15 protein-coding genes are annotated in these 17,768 nt (G+C 58.4%); 12 read left to right on the top strand and 3 right to left on the bottom strand.

The window, feature by feature from the left end:
* Positions 1-112 precede the first annotated feature (112 nt).
* The 6 genes from IEX01_RS05540 (at position 113) to uspE (ending at position 6,970) form a co-directional block, all read left to right on the top strand.
* Positions 113-1,423, top strand: coding sequence for a M20 family metallo-hydrolase (locus IEX01_RS05540; protein WP_188723393.1), 1,311 nt, complete (start codon positions 113-115; stop codon positions 1,421-1,423).
* Positions 1,423-2,865 (top strand): M20 family metallopeptidase, encoded by a 1,443-nt coding sequence (locus tag IEX01_RS05535; protein WP_188723392.1) that lies wholly within the window; start codon positions 1,423-1,425, stop codon positions 2,863-2,865. The genes IEX01_RS05540 and IEX01_RS05535 overlap by 1 nt, the downstream gene beginning before the upstream one ends.
* 50 nt (positions 2,866-2,915) lie before the next feature.
* Positions 2,916-4,442, top strand: coding sequence for a p-aminobenzoyl-glutamate transporter (gene abgT, locus IEX01_RS05530; RefSeq protein ID WP_188723391.1), 1,527 nt, complete (start codon positions 2,916-2,918; stop codon positions 4,440-4,442).
* An 11-nt stretch (positions 4,443-4,453) separates the two neighbouring features.
* Positions 4,454-4,969: a methylated-DNA--[protein]-cysteine S-methyltransferase gene (gene ogt / locus IEX01_RS05525; RefSeq protein ID WP_024557631.1), complete on the top strand. Its 516-nt coding sequence runs from the start codon at positions 4,454-4,456 to the stop codon at positions 4,967-4,969.
* Between the two features lie 166 nt (positions 4,970-5,135).
* Positions 5,136-5,888: a fumarate/nitrate reduction transcriptional regulator Fnr gene (gene fnr / locus IEX01_RS05520; protein WP_049293342.1), complete on the top strand. Its 753-nt coding sequence runs from the start codon at positions 5,136-5,138 to the stop codon at positions 5,886-5,888.
* Positions 5,889-6,022: 134 nt separating this feature from the next.
* Positions 6,023-6,970: a universal stress protein UspE gene (gene uspE, locus IEX01_RS05515; protein ID WP_024557633.1), complete on the top strand. Its 948-nt coding sequence runs from the start codon at positions 6,023-6,025 to the stop codon at positions 6,968-6,970.
* A gap of 121 nt (positions 6,971-7,091) precedes the next feature.
* Here uspE and pntB read toward each other — a convergent pair whose 3' ends face one another.
* Both pntB and pntA read right to left on the bottom strand, forming a co-directional pair.
* Positions 7,092-8,480 (bottom strand): Re/Si-specific NAD(P)(+) transhydrogenase subunit beta, encoded by a 1,389-nt coding sequence (gene pntB / locus IEX01_RS05510; RefSeq protein ID WP_024557634.1) that lies wholly within the window; start codon positions 8,478-8,480, stop codon positions 7,092-7,094.
* A 10-nt stretch (positions 8,481-8,490) separates the two neighbouring features.
* Positions 8,491-10,020 (bottom strand): Re/Si-specific NAD(P)(+) transhydrogenase subunit alpha, encoded by a 1,530-nt coding sequence (gene pntA / locus IEX01_RS05505; RefSeq protein WP_188723390.1) that lies wholly within the window; start codon positions 10,018-10,020, stop codon positions 8,491-8,493.
* 514 nt (positions 10,021-10,534) lie between these two features.
* Between pntA and ydgH the strand changes: the two genes are divergently transcribed.
* The 4 genes from ydgH to rstA all read left to right on the top strand — a co-directional run bounded on the left by ydgH (position 10,535) and on the right by rstA (position 14,596).
* Positions 10,535-11,479 (top strand): DUF1471 family protein YdgH, encoded by a 945-nt coding sequence (gene ydgH / locus IEX01_RS05500; protein ID WP_024561740.1) that lies wholly within the window; start codon positions 10,535-10,537, stop codon positions 11,477-11,479.
* A gap of 183 nt (positions 11,480-11,662) precedes the next feature.
* On the top strand, positions 11,663-13,045 hold the full coding sequence (locus IEX01_RS05495; protein ID WP_024557637.1) for an amino acid permease: 1,383 nt from the start codon (positions 11,663-11,665) through the stop codon (positions 13,043-13,045).
* Positions 13,046-13,078: 33 nt separating this feature from the next.
* Complete coding sequence (folM, locus tag IEX01_RS05490; RefSeq protein WP_024561742.1) at positions 13,079-13,801, top strand: dihydromonapterin reductase; 723 nt, start codon at positions 13,079-13,081, stop codon at positions 13,799-13,801.
* Positions 13,802-13,879: 78 nt separating this feature from the next.
* Positions 13,880-14,596 carry a two-component system response regulator RstA gene (gene rstA, locus IEX01_RS05485; protein WP_188723389.1) on the top strand — a complete coding sequence of 239 codons (717 nt, stop codon included), beginning with the start codon at positions 13,880-13,882 and terminating at the stop codon, positions 14,594-14,596.
* Between the two features lie 45 nt (positions 14,597-14,641).
* Here rstA and IEX01_RS05480 read toward each other — a convergent pair whose 3' ends face one another.
* Positions 14,642-15,394, bottom strand: coding sequence for an SDR family NAD(P)-dependent oxidoreductase (locus IEX01_RS05480; RefSeq protein WP_188723388.1), 753 nt, complete (start codon positions 15,392-15,394; stop codon positions 14,642-14,644).
* A gap of 120 nt (positions 15,395-15,514) precedes the next feature.
* Between IEX01_RS05480 and IEX01_RS05475 the strand changes: the two genes are divergently transcribed.
* Together IEX01_RS05475 and rstB are read left to right on the top strand one after the other, a co-directional pair.
* Positions 15,515-16,420: a LysR family transcriptional regulator gene (locus tag IEX01_RS05475; protein WP_188723387.1), complete on the top strand. Its 906-nt coding sequence runs from the start codon at positions 15,515-15,517 to the stop codon at positions 16,418-16,420.
* Between the two features lie 32 nt (positions 16,421-16,452).
* Positions 16,453-17,763: a two-component system sensor histidine kinase RstB gene (rstB, locus tag IEX01_RS05470; protein WP_188723386.1), complete on the top strand. Its 1,311-nt coding sequence runs from the start codon at positions 16,453-16,455 to the stop codon at positions 17,761-17,763.
* Positions 17,764-17,768: the final 5 nt, after the last annotated feature.

Below are 17,768 nucleotides of genomic sequence, written 5' to 3'. Positions count from 1 at the left end.
TCAGGGTAAGCCTTGAACGGTAAAAACGTATGAATAGCGCTGAGTGATAAGCAAAAGCTATCACAATGTGAGCTGGCTCACCTATTTTGCTGATACAGGAAAAGAAAACGTTATGGAACCTATCGCCGATTACCTTCGCTCCCTTGCGCCGCAGATGCAGGCGTGGCGTCGCGATTTTCATCATTATGCCGAGTCCGGCTGGCTGGAGTTTCGAACCGCAAGCCATGTGGCGGAGATCCTGCACGGGCTGGGTTATCAGCTTGCGCTGGGGCGCGATGTAGTAAATGCCCAGGCGCGGATGGGCCTGCCGGATGAAGCGACCCTGGCCCGTGAAGAGGCGCGCGCCCGCGAACAGGGGGCGGTGGAACGCTGGTTGCCCGCCTTTTCCGGCGGCTTCACGGGGCTGGTCGCGACATTGGCTACCGGCCGACCCGGCCCGGTTATCGCCTTTCGCGTGGATATGGATGCGCTGGACCTCGATGAGCGGCTCGATGAGAGCCACCGTCCTTTTCGGGAAGGGTTCGCTTCGTGCAACCCTGGCATGATGCACGCCTGCGGCCATGACGGCCACACCACCATTGGTCTTGCGCTGGCGCACGTGTTGAAGAAGTACGAAGCGCAGCTCAACGGCACCATCAAGCTTATCTTTCAGCCTGCCGAGGAAGGCACCCGCGGCGCGCGCGCCATGGTGGCGGCGGGCGTGCTGGATGATGTCGATTATTTCACCGCGGTGCATATCGGCACTGGCGTCCCTGCGGGCACGGTGGTTTGCGGCAGCGATAACTTTATGGCGACCACCAAGTTCGACGTGCGCTTTACCGGCGTGGCCTCTCACGCGGGCGGCAAGCCGGAACAGGGCCGCAACGCCCTGCTGGCGGCGGCGCAGGCGGCGCTTGGCCTGCATGCTATCTCCCCGCACAGCGAAGGCGCCTCCAGGGTGAATGTCGGCCTGTTGCAGGCAGGCAGCGGGCGCAACGTGGTGCCTGCTTCAGCCACCATGAAAGTGGAAACCCGCGGCGAAACGGAGGCGGTCAACGAGTATGTGTTCGAACGCGCAAAGGCGGTGATTGAAGGCGCGGCGGCGATGCACGGCGTGGAGCTGGAGATGCGCATGATGGGCGCGGCCACCAGCAGTCGCCCAACGCCTGAATGGGTGCAGTTTATCCGCGAACAGGCGTTGCAGTGCGCAGGCGTAAAAGAAGCGGTGGAGACCGTGAAGGGTCCTGCGGGTTCAGAGGACGCGACGTTGATGATGGCGCAGGTGCAGGCGCGCGGCGGCAAAGCGTCTTATGTGGTGTTCGGTACTGAGCTCAGCGCCGGGCATCACAACGAGCGGTTCGACTTTGACGAGCAGGTGATGACGGTGGCGGCAATGACCCTCTCGCGCCTGGCGCTTCACTTTCCCTGGCAGCGGGGTGTGTGATGGATAACGTTTACGCATTTGTTGACGATGCGCTGGAGACGCGCCGCGACGATTTTATTGCCATTGCGGATGATATCTGGGATCACCCGGAGACCCGCTTTGAGGAGCGCTGGTCCGCCGCGCGACTGGCGCAGGCGTTAGAGGCGGAAGGGTTTGCCGTCGCGCGCAATGCCGGCGGCATTGAAACTGCCTTTGTCGCAAGCTTCGGCGAGGGCAAACCGGTTATCGCCCTGCTCGGCGAGTATGACGCGCTGGCGGGCCTGAGCCAGCAGGCGGGAACCGCCGAACCCTGCCCGGTAACGCCAGGCGCCAACGGCCACGGCTGCGGCCACAACCTGCTCGGCACCGCGGCGCTGGCAGGCGCCGTGGCGGTGAAAAACTGGCTGGCGCAGCATGGCGGCGGCACGGTGCGCTTCTATGGCTGCCCGGGGGAAGAAGGCGGCTCCGGCAAAACTTTTATGGTGCGCGAAGGGCTTTTCGATGACGTCGATGCCGCCGTAACCTGGCACCCGGAGGCGTTCGCCGGGATCTTCAGCACCAGCACGCTGGCCAATATTCAGGTGGCGTACCGCTTCTCCGGCATCGCCGCCCATGCGGCGAACTCGCCGCACCTCGGGCGTAGCGCGCTGGATGCGGTAACCCTGATGACCACCGGCAGCAACTTCCTCAACGAGCATCTGATCGAAAAAGCGCGCGTGCATTACGCCATTACCGATACCGGCGGCATCTCGCCTAACGTCGTTCAGGCGCAGGCGGAAGTGCTTTACCTGATTCGCGCACCGGAGATGGCTGAGGCGCAGCGCATTTATGCGCGCATCAACAACATCGCCGAAGGCGCGGCGCTGATGACCGAAACCACCGTACAGGCGCGTTTTGAAAAAGCCTGCTCCAGCTACCTGCCAAACCGCACGCTGGAAGGCGCGATGTACGACGCGCTGCAGCATTTCGGCACGCCGCGCTGGAGTGAAGAGGAGCGCCGTTTTGCCGGAACCCTTCGCGCCACGCTCAGCGAGAATGACCTGCAAAACAGCCTCAATAATATTGCCAACACCGGCGGCGAAGCGGGGAGAGCTTTCGCCAAAAAACACCGCCACACGCTGCTGATTGACGAGGTCGCGCCCTGGGCCGCCACCGATGCCGTACTGGCGGGGTCGACAGACGTGGGCGACGTGAGCTGGAAGCTGCCGGTAGCGCAGTGCTTCAGCCCCTGTTTCGCCGTCGGCACGCCGCTGCACACCTGGCAGCTGGTAAGCCAGGGTCGCACCTCGATAGCGCACAAAGGGATGCTGCTGGCGGCGAAAGTGATGGGCGCCACGGCAATACGCGTGCTACAGGACGCGACGCTGTTAACGGCGTGCCGGCAAGAGCATCGAGAGACCGTTAGCGAGCAGCCTTACCACTGCCCGATACCGAAACACGTGACACCGTCACCTTTAAAATAATAAAACACAAACACAACAACGCAAACACAACGACAACCCGAGGAGCGCCCATGAGTATCTCTTCCATACCGACGGACACCCCTTCCGGCAAGCTGTATGGCTGGGTGGAGCGTGTGGGAAATAAAGTCCCGCACCCGTTTCTGCTCTTTATCTATCTGATTGTTATTCTCGCTGTTTCCACCGCCGTGCTTTCCGCCTTTGACGTGGCGGTACGCAACCCGGCGGACGGGAAAATGGTGGCGGTGAAAAACCTGCTCAGCGCCGACGGGCTGCACTGGTTTTTGCCTAACGTTATTAAAAACTTCAGCGGTTTCGCCCCGCTCGGCGCGATTCTCGCGCTGGTGCTGGGCGCCGGTTTTGCCGAGCGTGTAGGACTGTTGCCTACGCTGATGGTAAAAATGGCCTCCCACGTCAGCGCGCGTTATGCAAGCTACATGGTGCTGTTTATCGCCTTCTTCAGCCATATCTCGTCTGACGCCGCGCTGGTTATCATGCCGCCGATGGGGGCGCTTATTTTTCTCGCCGTCGGCCGTCATCCGGTAGCGGGGCTGCTCGCCGCTATCGCGGGCGTCGGCTGCGGCTTTACCGCCAATTTGCTTATCGTCACGACCGACGTGCTGCTTTCCGGCATCAGCAGCGAGGCAGCGCGAAGCATCGACCCGGCCATGCATGTCAGCGTCATCGATAACTGGTTTTTTATGGCAACCTCAGTGATTGTGCTGACGCTCACCGGCGGGTTGATAACCGATAAGCTCATCGAACCGCGCCTGGGCCGCTGGGAGGGTCAAAGCGATGAAGAGCTGCAAACACTCACCGGTGAGCAGCGGCGCGGTTTGCGGGTGACGGGCATAGTGGCGCTGCTGTTTATTGGCGTCGTGGCCCTGCTGGTGGTGCCGGAAAACGGCCTGCTGCGCGACCCGGTGAAGCACACGGTGCTGCCCTCGCCCTTTATCAGCGGCATTGTGCCGTTAATCATCCTGTTTCTGTTTGCCATCTCGCTCGCTTACGGCATCGCCACCGGCAAAATCCGCCGTCAGGGCGACCTGCCGCAACTGATGATTGACCCGATGAAAGAGATGGCCGGTTTTATCGTTATGGTGTTCCCCCTCGCGCAGTTTGTGGCAATGTTTAACTGGAGCAATATGGGGAAATTCATGGCGGTGGGGCTGACCGATATGCTGGAGAGCGCGGGGCTCAGCGGCGTGCCGGCGTTTGTCGGCCTGGCGCTGCTCTCTTCCCTGCTGTGCATGTTTATCGCCAGCGGCTCGGCAATCTGGTCGATACTGGCGCCGATTTTCGTGCCGATGTTTATGCTGCTTGGTTTCCACCCCGCCTTCGCCCAGGTGCTGTTTCGCGTGGCGGACTCCTCGGTTATCCCGCTGGCGCCCGTTTCGCCTTTCGTGCCGCTGTTTCTCGGCTTTTTACAGCGTTACCGTCCGCAGGCGAAGCTTGGCACTTATTACTCGCTGGTGCTGCCGTACCCGCTCATTTTTCTGGCGGTGTGGTTAGTGATGCTGGTGGCGTGGTATTTTATCGGCCTGCCAATTGGGCCGGGCGTCTATCCGCGCCTGGGATAAGCGAGGGAAAAATGCTGACGTTTCTGGAAGACAAAATAGCGACGCCGCTGGGCCCGCTGTGGGTAATTTGCGATGAGCAGTTCAACCTGCGCGCCGTGGAGTGGGAAGAGCACAGCGACCGAATGGAACAACTGCTGGTTATCCATTACGGCGCGCAGGGCTTCAGGCGGGCGGCAAGCGAGAACCCCGGCGGGCTTAGCGATAAGCTGCGCGACTATTTTGACGGCAACCTCAGCATTATCGATACGCTGCCGACCGCCACCGCAGGCACCCCCTTTCAGCGGGAAGTGTGGAAGCGACTGCGCGAGATTCCCTGCGGCCAGGTGATGCATTACGGTCAACTGGCCGAAGCGCTTGGCCGCGCGGGCGCAGCACGGGCCGTAGGGGCGGCCAACGGCGCGAACCCTGTCAGTATCGTCGTGCCTTGTCACCGGGTAATCGGGCGCAGCGGCGCGCTGACCGGTTATGCGGGCGGCGTGCAGCGTAAAGAATGGCTACTGCGTCACGAAGGTTATTTCCTGCTTTGAACAGATAATTCGCCTGCTAATTATACATTTACTTGAATATCAAGGGCATGACGTAAAAAAGCGCATGCCCTGTTTCATAAATTTCTGATTGATGTTTCACCACACTTACGTCGTGGGCAAAAAGATGTTAAAATTGACCGATATCAATTACGGCTTGAGCAGACCTATGATCCCGGAAAAGCGAATTATTCGACGCATTCAGTCTGGCGGTTGTGCCATCCATTGCCAGGATTGCAGTATCAGCCAGTTATGCATCCCTTTCACGCTGAATGAACACGAGCTGGACCAGCTTGATAACATCATTGAACGTAAAAAGCCGATTCAGAAAGGCCAGACGCTGTTTAAAGCGGGTGATGAACTGAAATCGCTCTACGCTATCCGCTCCGGCACCATTAAGAGCTACACCATCACCGAACAGGGCGACGAGCAGATCACCGGCTTTCACCTGGCGGGCGACCTGGTGGGCTTTGACGCTATCGGCACTGCGCATCATCCGAGCTTCGCGCAGGCGCTGGAAACCTCAATGGTGTGCGAAATTCCGTTTGAAACTCTCGACGATCTCTCCGGCAAGATGCCGAGCCTGCGCCAGCAGATGATGAGACTGATGAGCGGCGAGATCAAAGGCGACCAGGATATGATCCTGCTGCTTTCCAAAAAGAATGCGGAAGAGCGCCTCGCGGCCTTTATCTATAATCTCTCCCGCCGTTTCGCCCAGCGCGGCTTCTCGCCGCGTGAATTCCGCCTCACGATGACGCGCGGCGATATCGGCAACTACCTGGGCCTGACGGTGGAAACCATCAGCCGCCTGCTGGGACGTTTCCAGAAAAGCGGCATGCTGGCGGTGAAGGGAAAATACATCACCATCGAAAATGGCGATATCCTTGCCGAGCTGGCCGGGCAGTCCCGTAACGTCGCGTAATTTCACTCTTTTGCCGGGTCAATAGAATTTCCTGATTTATTGATCCGGCAATAATTTCCCCTCTGTTTCATTCAACATATATGGGTTACTCTTGTCTTACAGACTGTGGTTACGCAGTTGTAAGGAGAACCTGTATGGCAAAGTATCAAAACATGCTGGTGGCCATCGATCCTAATCAGGATGACCAGCCGGCGTTACGGCGTGCAGTTTACCTGCATCAACGGATTGGTGGCCGAATCAAAGCCTTTTTGCCGATCTATGACTTTTCTTACGAAATGACCACCCTTCTGTCTCCCGATGAGCGCACGGCGATGCGTCAGGGGGTCATTAGCCAGCGCACCGCCTGGATCCGCGAGCAGGCGCAGTACTACCTTGAAGCGGGCGTGCCAATCGATATCAAAGTGGTCTGGCACAACCGGCCTTTCGAAGCGATTATTCAGGAAGTGGTGAGCGGCAAGCACGATCTGCTGCTGAAAATGACCCACCAGCACGACAAGCTCGAATCCGTTATCTTCACGCCGACCGACTGGCATCTGCTGCGCAAATGTCCCTGCCCCGTCTGGATGGTGAAAGACCAGCCCTGGCCGGAGGGCGGCAAAGCGGTGGTGGCGGTCAATCTCGCCAGTGAAGAGCCCTATCACAACGCGCTCAATGAAAAGCTCATCCGTGAAACGGTGAAGCTTGCCGAACAGGTAAACCACACCGAAGTGCACCTGGTTGGCGCTTATCCGGTCACGCCTATCAATATCGCTATTGAACTGCCTGATTTCGACCCGAGCGTGTATAACGACGCTATCCGCGGCCAGCATCTGCTGGCGATGAAAGCGCTGCGGCAGAAATTTGGCATCAGCGAGAAGATGACCCATGTGGAAAAAGGGCTGCCCGAGGAGGTTATCCCGGATCTGGCCGAACATCTGGAAGCGGGCATCGTGGTGCTGGGCACCATCGGCCGCACCGGTATTTCCGCCGCGTTTCTCGGCAATACGGCCGAACAGGTTATCGACCACCTGCGCTGCGACCTGCTGGTTATTAAGCCCGACGACTACCAGACGCCGGTGGAAATCGACGACGAAGACGACTAACGTCGCGGCGCTGTAAAGCGAAAGCCCGCCTGTGCAAACAGACGGGCTTTTTTAATGCCGCGCTTTCGCTGCGCCAATAAAAAAACCGCTCCGAAGAGCGGTTCGTTATCAACAAAAACGATTACAGCGCTTTGAGGATCGCATCCACGCTGGCTTTGGCGTCGCCAAAGAGCATATGGGTGTTATCCTTGAAGAACAGCGGGTTCTGCACGCCGGCGTAACCGGTATTCATCGAGCGCTTAAACACGATGACGTTCTGCGCCTTCCACACTTCCAGTACCGGCATGCCGGCAATCGGGCTGCCCGGGTCGTCCTGCGCCGCCGGGTTCACCGTGTCGTTGGCGCCGATCACCAGCACCGTGTCGGTGTCGGCGAAATCGTCGTTGATTTCATCCATCTCCAGCACAATGTCATAAGGCACTTTCGCTTCGGCCAGCAGCACGTTCATGTGGCCTGGCAGACGTCCCGCAACCGGGTGAATGCCGAAGCGCACGTTGATGCCGCGCGCGCGCAGTTTTTCGGTGATTTCGGCCACCGGATATTGCGCCTGCGCCACCGCCATGCCGTAGCCCGGCGTGATAATAACGGAATGAGAGTTCTTCAGCATGTCCGCCGTCTCTTCCGCGCTAATTTCACGGTGCTCGCCCACTTCGTCGCTGCTGGTGCTCGCCACGCCGTCTGAGCCAAAGCCACCTGCGATGACGCTGATAAACGAGCGGTTCATCGCCTTACACATAATGTAAGAGAGGATGGCGCCCGACGAACCGACCAGCGCACCGGTGACGATAAGCAGATCGTTGCTAAGCATAAAGCCCGCCGCCGCCGCCGCCCACCCTGAATAGGAGTTCAGCATGGAAACCACGACCGGCATATCCGCACCGCCGATAGAAGCGACCAGATGCCAGCCGAACGCCAGTGCGATAATAGTCATCAGCAGTAGCGCCAGCACCTGCAGGCCCACGCTTTCAGTACGCACGAAGACGACCAGCAGCACAAAGGAGACCACCAGCGCCGCCAGGTTCATCTTGTGGCGGTTCGGCAGCATCAGCGGTTTGGACGAAATTTTGCCGCACAGTTTGCCGTACGCCACGATGGAGCCGGTAAAGGTCACCGCGCCGATAAAGATGCCCAGGAACACTTCCGCCAGGTGGATATTCACCAGCACCGGGTCCAGGCCCGGATTATGGTGCAGGTAGCTGTTGAAGCCCACCAGCACGGCGGCCAGGCCGACAAAGCTGTGCAGAATGGCAACCAGCTCCGGCATCTGAGTCATTTCCACTTTCTTCGCCAGATGCATGCCGATGGCGCCGCCGATAACCATCGCAATGATTATCCATACCACGTGGCCGGTTTCCGGCCCGAGGATGGTGGCGATAAGCGCAATCGCCATACCGGCGATGCCGAAGCGGTTGCCCTGCTGAGAGGTTTCATGCTTCGACAGCCCCGCCAGGCTAAAAATAAACAGGATCGCGGCAACAATGTATGCTGCGGTAACTAATCCTCCAGACATGTGTTACCCCTTAGTTCTTCCGGAACATTTTCAGCATGCGCTGAGTGACGGTGAAACCACCAAAAATGTTGATGCTGGCGATAAGCACGGCGATAAAGCTAAAGAAGCTCACCCAGCCGCCGTCGCCAATCTGCAGCAGCGCGCCGACGACGATAATGCCGGAAATGGCGTTAGTAACCGACATCAGCGGCGTATGCAACGCATGGGACACGTTCCACACCACGTAATAGCCGACCACGCAGGCCAGCGCGAAGACGGTGAAGTGCCCCAGGAATTCCCGCGGCGCCACGTCCGCCAGCCAGCCGAAAAGTACGATAGCCAGCGCCATCAGCGCGTATTTCCGCCACGGCGAGGCGGGTTTCACCGGCTCTTTGACCGTTTCGGTCTGTTTTACCGCCGCCTGCGGCTGTGCGGAAACCTGAATCGGCGGCGCAGGCCAGGTGACTTCCCCTTCGCGGATAACCGTTACGCCGCGTACCACTACGTCGTCAAAATCCACCACCACGTTGCCGTCTTTCTCTTTGCACAGCAGCTTAAGCAGGTTCACCAGGTTGGTGCCGTAAAGCTGAGAAGACTGGGTCGGCAGACGGCCCGGCAAGTCGGTATAACCGATAACTTTTACGCCATGAGGGGTGACAAAAATCTCGTTCGGGACGGTGTATTCGCAGTTGCCGCCGTTCTGCGCGGCCAGATCGACAATCACGCTGCCCGGCTTCATGGAATCGACCATTTCACGGGTAATAAGCTTCGGCGCCGGTTTGCCCGGAATAAGCGCAGTGGTGACGATGATATCCACCTCTTTGGCCTGGGCGGCGAAAAGCGCCATTTCCGCTTTGATGAACGCCTCAGACATCACTTTGGCGTAACCGTCGCCGCTGCCCGCCTCTTCGTTGAAATCCAGCTCAAGGAACTCGGCGCCCATGCTCTGCACCTGCTCTTTCACTTCCGGCCGGGTGTCGAAGGCGCGAACAATGGCGCCAAGGCTGTTCGCCGCGCCGATAGCCGCAAGACCCGCAACGCCCGCGCCAATGACCATCACTTTCGCCGGCGGCACTTTCCCCGCCGCGGTGATCTGGCCGGTAAAGAAACGGCCGAATTCATGAGCCGCTTCAACAATCGCCCGGTAACCGGCGATGTTGGCCATAGAGCTCAGCGCATCGAGCGACTGCGCGCGCGAAATACGCGGCACGGCATCCATCGCCATCACGGTCACGCCGCGCGCAGCCAGCTTTTCCATCAGCGCCGGGTTTTGCGCCGGCCAGATGAAGCTTACAAGCATTGTGCCGGCTCGCAGCAGCGCGATCTCCTCTTCCAGCGGCGCGTTGACCTTCAGCACCACGTCCGACTGCCATACAGTTTCGCTCGTCGCCAGCTCCGCGCCTGCCGCAGCAAACGCCTCGTCGTCGAAACTCGCCAGTTTACCCGCGTCATGTTCAACGGCGACGCTAAAACCCAGCTTTAACAACTGCTCCACGGTTTTAGGCGTTGCCGCGACGCGGGTTTCATTGGCCAACCGCTCTTTTGGTACACCAATACGCATAGTATTCCCTTCCATCGGTTTTGAATGATGGTCTGCCACTCGTTTTCATAATGAAGACGGCTCGCGCCGCTTCGGCCAGAAAATCAATCTGTAACAAACTTTCTATAACCTACTGAAATTAGCGCCCCCGATCCACCACAGGTTGCGGGTATTTTTGCGCTTATCCGCAAAAAGGCAGTCATGCGCGCGCATAACAGGGATTTTTGCTTTAAATCACGATGAGAAAGCCGATATTCCGCTTAAGCGCAACGGTAAAACATGATTCTGCTCGGACAGGAATGTGTTCTTTAACAAGTCTTTAACTTAAAAAGTAATAACCTTTATCAATTTTTCTGGTCAATCGCCCGTTTTTGACATCTATTAGCAAATGTTATCCCGCGTAACCGAAACGTCGCATTGAGTGTGAAAAATGGCGCAGACAGCCAAACCCATTCAATGCAATAATCAGCGGCTAAACGTTAATGTACACAGGCAGTATGAGTACCTTTTTTGCGCATGGCGAAGGATTATTTTTATGAAGCTTAAGTACACTCTTCTGGCGTCCGCGCTGTTTTCCGTGACCACGCTGTCCGCTCAGGCGGCCACCGAGTTAACGCCAGAACAGGCCGCTGCAGTAAAGCCTTATGACCGTATCGTTATCACCGGCCGTTTTAACGCCATCGGCGAAGCGGTTGACGCCGTATCGCGTCGGGCGGATAAAATGGGCGCCGCCTCTTTCTACATTCTGGATACCAACGACACCGGCAACAGCGGTAACTGGCGCGTGGTGGCGGACGTTTATCATGAGAACGCGCCGAAGGCCGAAGAGACCAAAAACCGCGTCATTAACGGCGTGATGGAGTTGCCCAAAGATCAGGCTATCGCCCTTGAGCCTTACGATACGGTGACCGTTCAGGGCTTTTATCGCAGCCAGCCGGAAGTTAACGACGCCATCACCAAAGCGGCGAAAGCGAAAGGCGCCGCCTCGTTTTATATTGTGCGCCAGGTAGATGCCAACCAGGGCGGCAACCAGCGCATCACTGCTTATATTTATAAAGCTGACGCGAAGAAACGCGTGCTGCAAAGCCCCGACGCTATTCCGGCTGATTCCGATGCAGGCCGCGCAGCGCTGGCCAAAGGCGGCGAAGAAGCGAAGAAAGTGGAAATTCCTGGCGTCGCCACCTCTGCTGCGCCAAGCACTGCCGTGGGCCGATACTTTGAAACCCAGGAAAGCAAAGGCGGTCGTTACACTGTCACGCTGCCGGACGGTAAAGAAATTCAGGAAGTGAATAAAATTACCGCCGCGCAGATGGTGCCTTTTGACAGCGTTCAGTTTACCGGTCATTACTCAAGCATGACGGAAATCTCGTACCAGGTGGCGAAGCGCGCCGCGAAAAAAGGCGCCAAGTATTATCACATTACCCGCCAGTGGGAAGAGAAAGGCGGCAACCTGACTATCAGCGCCGACCTCTACAAGTAATTTCATTCCCCTAAAAGACGGCCCAGGCCGTCTTTTTTTCTCTTTCAGAAGATTTTAGCGCCCCTCTCATTGCATGCCTTGTCTGGACTCCGTAAAATCGCGCGCCTTAGCGTGATCCTCCATTTTTATGCGCTCTGGCAAAATAATTATTCTGGGTCCTTCTCTTTAAACAACAGGATACCTATGGACAAAAAACTTGGTCTCGCCGCGTTAACCGCGCTGGTTTTAAGCTCCATGCTGGGCGCGGGCGTCTTCAGCCTGCCGCAAAATATGGCGGCCGTCGCGGGGCCTGCCGCGCTGCTGACGGGCTGGGCGATTACCGGCGCAGGCATTTTGCTGCTGGCGCTGGCGATGCTGTTTCTGACCCGCCTGCGCCCGGATCTCGACGGCGGCATTTTTACCTATGCGCGGGAAGGATTCGGCGAACTGGTGGGGTTTTGCTCCGCCTGGGGTTACTGGCTGTGCGCGGTCATCGCTAACGTCTCCTATCTGGTGATTGTCTTTTCCGCGCTGAGCTTTTTTACCGATACGCCTGAGCTGAAACTTTTTGGCGACGGCAATACCTGGCAATCCATCGTCGGCGCGTCGGTATTGCTGTGGGTGGTGCACTGGCTGGTGCTGCGCGGCGTGCAGACGGCGGCCAGCATTAATATCGCCGCCACGCTCGCGAAACTGCTGCCGCTGGGGCTCTTTGTGGTCCTCGCCATCATCAGCTTTAAGCTCTCCACTTTCAGCCTCGATTTCAAAGGCCTTGAGCTGGGCGTGCCGGTCTGGGAGCAGGTGAAAAACACCATGCTCATTACGCTGTGGGTGTTTATCGGCGTGGAAGGCGCCGTGGTGGTTTCCGCCCGCGCGCGTAATAAAAGCGATGTCGGCATGGCGACGCTGCTCGCCGTGCTGGCGGCGCTGGCGGTTTATCTACTGGTCACGCTGCTGTCACTGGGCGTGCTGGCGCGCCCTGAACTGGCGCAGATGCGCAACCCCTCTATGGCCGGACTGCTGGTGGAAATGATAGGGCCCTGGGGCGAGGTGATTATCGCCGCCGGTCTGATTGTCTCCGTCTGCGGCGCTTACCTGAGCTGGACGATTATGGCGGCGGAAGTGCCGTTGCTTGCCGCCCGCTATCGCGCTTTCCCTAAAATTCTGCTGCGTCAGAATGAGAACAATGCGCCGGCGGCCTCTTTATGGCTTACCAACGCCAGCGTACAGGTTTGCCTGGTGCTTATATGGGCGACAGGCTCGGATTACAATACCCTGCTGACCATCGCTTCAGAGATGATTCTGGTGCCTTATCTGCTGGTTGGCGCTTACCTTGTGAAGATTGCGAAACGTCCTTTGCACAGGCTGACGGGTGTCGGAGCGTCCATTTATGGTTTATGGTTGCTGTATGCCTCAGGCCCGATGCACCTGCTGCTCTCGGTTGTGCTTTACGCCCCCGGCCTGCTGGTTTTTCTGTACGCTCGCCGTACGCACCAGCATGACGTGGCGCTAAGATCGCACGAGCGCGTGTTTATTGGTCTGTTGTTAATCGCCGCGCTGCCGGCCACATGGATGCTGATGGGGTAACCGCCCCATCGTCGTCACTGACGAGGAGTGCTTATGGGCAAAAAACTGGATCGTCCGATAGTCATTACCGGTGGAGGCCGCCGCATCGGCCTCGCGCTGGCGCACCATTTTCTGGCGCAGCATCACGACGTGATTGTCAGCTACCGCACCCGCTACCCGGCTATCGACGTGCTGGAAGAGACGGGCGCTATCTGCATTCAGGCCGATTTCTGCACCGATGAAGGCATTCTCGCTTTCGCCGACGCCGTGAAAGCGCGCACCGATCGTATTCGCGCGCTGCTGCATAACGCCAGCGCCTGGCAATCGGAGGGGAATGGCCTGTCGCCGGCCAAAGTGCTGCATGAAATGATGCAAATTCATGTGCACGCCCCTTACCTGCTGAACTTTGCGCTGGAAGGGCTGCTGCGCGGCCAGGGCCATGCCGCAGCGGATATCATCCATTTCACCGACTACGTTGTCGAGCGAGGCAGTGAGAAACATATTGCTTACGCGGCCAGCAAAGCGGCGCTCGATAACCTCACCCGCTCGTTTGCCCGCAAACTGGCGCCGGAGGTGAAAGTCAACGCCATCGCCCCGTCGCTGATTCTGTTTAACGAAAACGACGATCCGGAGTACCGTCAGCGGGCGCTGAATAAGTCGCTGATGAAAATCGCGCCGGGCGAAAAAGAGATAATCGACCTGCTCGATTATCTGTTGACCAGCTGCTTCGTTACCGGTCGCAGCTTCGCCGTCGATGGCGGCCGGCAGCTGCGCTAAGCGCGGTTTATCATTGGTTGATGGAGCGCAGGCGGCGTCCGGTGTATGTTAAGCCTTTTACGCTAAACGCAACGGTATATGGCTAAAATAGTCTTTGTCGAGGATGACCCGGAAGTCGGCTCGCTGATTGCCGCTTATCTGGGCAAACATGATATTAACGTGGTGGTGGAAAGCCGCGGCGACCGCGCTGAAGAGGTTATCCAGCGCGAGAAGCCCGATCTGGTCCTGCTGGATATTATGCTGCCCGGTAAAGACGGCATGACGCTCTGTCGGGACTTACGCCCGAACTGGCAAGGCCCCGTCGTCCTGCTGACCTCGCTTGACAGCGACATGAACCACATTCTGTCGCTGGAGATGGGGGCAAGCGATTATATTCTTAAAACCACCCCGCCCGCCGTGTTGCTGGCGCGTCTGCGTCTGCATCTGCGCCAGGCGCAGCCGCAAAACCCGGAACTGCTCTCGCTTAAACCCCACAAGGCGCTGCGTTTCGGCACGCTGTGCATCGATCCGATTAACCGTCAGGTTACGCTGGGTAATGACGTGGTCGCCCTTTCCACGGCGGATTTTGATCTGCTCTGGGAGCTGGCGACCCATGCCGGGCAGATTATGGACCGCGACGCGCTGCTGAAAAACCTGCGCGGCGTCAGCTATGACGGGCTCGATCGCAGCGTGGATGTGGCGATTTCCCGCCTGCGCAAGAAGCTCAACGACAACGCCACCGAGCCGTTTCGCATTAAAACCGTACGCAATAAAGGCTATCTTTTTGCGCCGCACGCCTGGGAAAGCGAGGCGTAAAACGCACCTGCCGCGCCATCAGGCGCGGCACGGTCCGTTTGTGCGTCAGATTTGCGCCTGGCCGCCATCCACAAAAAGCTCAACGCCGTTCACAAAGCTTGCCTCGTCAGACGCCAGGAACAATACCGCTTTGGCGATCTCTTCCGGCTGGCCGACGCGCCCGGCCGGGATCTGCTCAGCAAGCCACGCTTTGGTGCCTTCGGCCTGGTCGCCGCCGCCGAACAGGTCGTTCAACCCTGCGGTTTCGGTCACGCCGGGGCTGACGGCGTTAACGCGAATGCGGCGCTCTTTGAGATCGAGTATCCAGTTGCGTGCGAAGCTGCGCACCGCGGCTTTGGTCGCCGAGTAAACGCTGAATGCTGGCGTACCGGTAATGCTGGTGGTAGACGAGGTCAGCACGATAGCCCCGCCATCACGCAGCAGCGGCAGCGCCTTCTGCACGGTGAACAGCACGCCTTTAACGTTGGTATCGAACGTTTCCTGATAATGCGCTTCAGTAATAGCGCCCAGCGCGGCAAACTCGCCGCCGCCCGCGTTGGCGAAGACGACGTCGATATGGTTATGCTGTTTCTGCACCGCGTCATAAAGGCGGTCGATATCACCAAGCTGGCTCATGTCGCCGCGCACGCCGGTAACTTTCCCCTCGATGCGGCTTACCGCCTCATCAAGCGTGGACTGGCGGCGACCCGTGATAAATACGAAGGCGCCCTGCGCTGCAAATGCTTTAGCGGTAGCGAAGCCAATGCCGCTGGTGCCGCCGGTAACGATAACCACTTTGTTGTTGAATTGCTGGCTCATTTTTCTTTCCTCAGGTGAGAGTGGATGATGACCGTTCGTCATGGAGAGAAGAATAAGCGCTTCCCAAAGGTGTGAGTAGTAGGACAAAATGGCACCCTGCGTTCTGAATAAGGAACGATAATGCAGACTGACCTTAATGATTACTTTTACTTTGCCGAAGTGGTGACCCATGGCGGGTTCGCGGCGGCCAGCCGGGCGCTGAAACAGCCCAAATCCAAACTCAGCCGCCGTGTGGCGGGGCTGGAAGCGCAGCTTGGCGTACGTCTGATTGAGCGCTCCAGCCGCCGCTTTCGCGTAACGGAAGTGGGCCAGGCGTTTTACGACCAGTGCCGGGCCATGCTGCTGGAAGCGGAAAAAGCGCAGGCGCTGATTGCCGAAGCGCAGGCGGAACCGCATGGACTGGTTCGTTTTAGTTGTCCGACAGGGCTGGTGGAGGTGATTTCCGCCGTGCTGCCCTCTTTCATGAACCGCTTTCCCAAAGTGAAGCTGCAGATTGTCGCCGTGGACCGGGCGGTGGATTTAATCCGCGAGCGCATTGATGTTGCGCTGCGCGTGCGTACTGAACTGACCAGCGACGCTGAGCTGGTGATGCGCTCGCTGGGCTATTCGCGCCGTATACTGGTCGCAAGCCCGGCGCTTGCCGGCAAGCTGGATGGCAATATCGACACCTTGTCCTTGCAGGCTACGCTCGGCACCAGCGACGAGCCGGGCGAGTTAGCCTGGCAACTGGAGCATGAGCAGGGCAAAAGCTGCCTCATCCGCCACGAACCTCGCATGAGCTGCGCCGACTTCAGCGCCATTCGCTCGGCGGCGATGGCCGGACTCGGCATTGCATTAATGCCGGATCATGTGTGCGCTGAGCAGCTCAAGCGCGGCGAGCTGGTGCAGGTATACCGCGGCTGGCAGGGCCAGCGCGGCATCGTTCACCTGGTCTTTACCACCCGGCGCGGTCTGCCGCCCGCCGTCAGGGCTTTTATCGATCATCTGGCGGTGAATTTTCCCCTTGCCCCTTCGGCAGGCAAATAACGGGCGTTTACTATGACGGGTCGGGAGATGTCATGAAGAAGCTGTTCATCCAGTTTTATCTGCTGCTGTTTATCTGTTTTCTGGTGATGACGCTGCTGGTGGGGCTGGTCTATAAGTTTACCGCCGAGCGCGCCGGACGGCAGTCGCTGGACGATCTGATGAAAAGCTCGCTCTACCTGATGCGCAGCGAGCTGCGGGAGATCCCGCCGCGCGACTGGAATAAAACCATCAAAGAACTGGACCTGAATCTCTCTTTTAAGCTGCGCATTCAGCCGCTTGCCAGGTTTCATCTGGACGACGCGACCATGCAACGTCTGCGGGAGGGGGAGATCGTTGCGCTGGATGATGAGTACACCTTTGTACAGCGTATCCCGCGCAGCCATTACGTGCTGGCGGTCGGACCGGTGCCTTACCTCTATTTTTTGCACCAGATGCGGCTGCTGGACATCGCGCTTATCGCCTTTATCGCCATTTCGCTGGCCCTGCCGGTGTTTATCTGGATGCGTCCGCACTGGCGCGACATGCTGAAGCTGGAATCCGCCGCCCAGCGGCTGGGGGAAGGCCATCTTGACGAGCGTATTCACTTTGAGAGCGGCTCCGGTTTTTCTCGTCTCGGGATAGCGTTCAACCAGATGGCGGACAATATTAACGCCCTGATAGCCAGCAAAAAGCAGCTTATTGACGGGATTGCCCACGAGTTGCGCACCCCGCTGGTACGCCTGCGCTACCGGCTGGAAATGAGCGATAACCTGAGCGCTGACGAGGCGCAGGCGCTTAACCGCGACATCGGTCAGCTGGAGGCGTTGATTCAGGAGCTGTTGACCTATGCGCGCCTCGACAGGCCGCAAACCGAGCTGCACGTAAGCCCGGTCGATTTGCCGCGCTGGCTGGCTGAGCGGATGGCGGAAACGCGCCAGATGAATCCGCACCGAGAGCTGGCGCTTAACGTTGGCAACATGGACGCATATGGGCTGGTAGACATTCGCCTGATGGAGCGCATGCTGGATAATCTGGTTAACAACGGGCTGCGTTATAGCGAGAAGCATATGCGTGTAAGCCTCGACCAGCATAACCAGCGCGCTTGCCTTGCGGTGGAAGACGACGGGCCCGGCATCCCTGAAGCGGAGCGTACGCGGGTGTTTGAACCGTTTGTGCGGCTCGATCCGAGCCGCGACCGGGCTACCGGCGGCTGCGGATTAGGGCTTGCGATTGTGCAGTCTATCGCGACGGCGATGGGCGGCTCGGTGAGCGTAACCACGAGCGACCTTGGCGGCGCCTGTTTCCGCTTCTGCTGGCCAATTGAGAAAGCGCCAGCGCCCGATACGAACGAAACGGTAGTGTAAAAAGC

This window comes from Franconibacter daqui (genome assembly GCF_014644275.1).
Classification (GTDB): Bacteria; Pseudomonadota; Gammaproteobacteria; order Enterobacterales; family Enterobacteriaceae; genus Franconibacter; species Franconibacter pulveris.
This window is presented reverse-complemented; position numbering and strand designations above follow the sequence as displayed.

Coding starts and splice junctions, on each gene's coding strand:
- rstB (WP_188723386.1), top strand. CDS start 16,453: ATGAAGAAGCTGTTCATCCAGTTTTATCTGCTGCTGTTTATCTGTTTT.
- IEX01_RS05540 (WP_188723393.1), top strand. CDS start 113: ATGGAACCTATCGCCGATTACCTTCGCTCCCTTGCGCCGCAGATGCAG.
- pntA (WP_188723390.1), bottom strand. CDS start 10,020: ATGCGTATTGGTGTACCAAAAGAGCGGTTGGCCAATGAAACCCGCGTC.
- IEX01_RS05475 (WP_188723387.1), top strand. CDS start 15,515: ATGCAGACTGACCTTAATGATTACTTTTACTTTGCCGAAGTGGTGACC.
- IEX01_RS05480 (WP_188723388.1), bottom strand. CDS start 15,394: ATGAGCCAGCAATTCAACAACAAAGTGGTTATCGTTACCGGCGGCACC.
- IEX01_RS05495 (WP_024557637.1), top strand. CDS start 11,663: ATGGACAAAAAACTTGGTCTCGCCGCGTTAACCGCGCTGGTTTTAAGC.
- folM (WP_024561742.1), top strand. CDS start 13,079: ATGGGCAAAAAACTGGATCGTCCGATAGTCATTACCGGTGGAGGCCGC.
- abgT (WP_188723391.1), top strand. CDS start 2,916: ATGAGTATCTCTTCCATACCGACGGACACCCCTTCCGGCAAGCTGTAT.
- ydgH (WP_024561740.1), top strand. CDS start 10,535: ATGAAGCTTAAGTACACTCTTCTGGCGTCCGCGCTGTTTTCCGTGACC.
- fnr (WP_049293342.1), top strand. CDS start 5,136: ATGATCCCGGAAAAGCGAATTATTCGACGCATTCAGTCTGGCGGTTGT.
- rstA (WP_188723389.1), top strand. CDS start 13,880: ATGGCTAAAATAGTCTTTGTCGAGGATGACCCGGAAGTCGGCTCGCTG.
- ogt (WP_024557631.1), top strand. CDS start 4,454: ATGCTGACGTTTCTGGAAGACAAAATAGCGACGCCGCTGGGCCCGCTG.
- uspE (WP_024557633.1), top strand. CDS start 6,023: ATGGCAAAGTATCAAAACATGCTGGTGGCCATCGATCCTAATCAGGAT.
- pntB (WP_024557634.1), bottom strand. CDS start 8,480: ATGTCTGGAGGATTAGTTACCGCAGCATACATTGTTGCCGCGATCCTG.
- IEX01_RS05535 (WP_188723392.1), top strand. CDS start 1,423: ATGGATAACGTTTACGCATTTGTTGACGATGCGCTGGAGACGCGCCGC.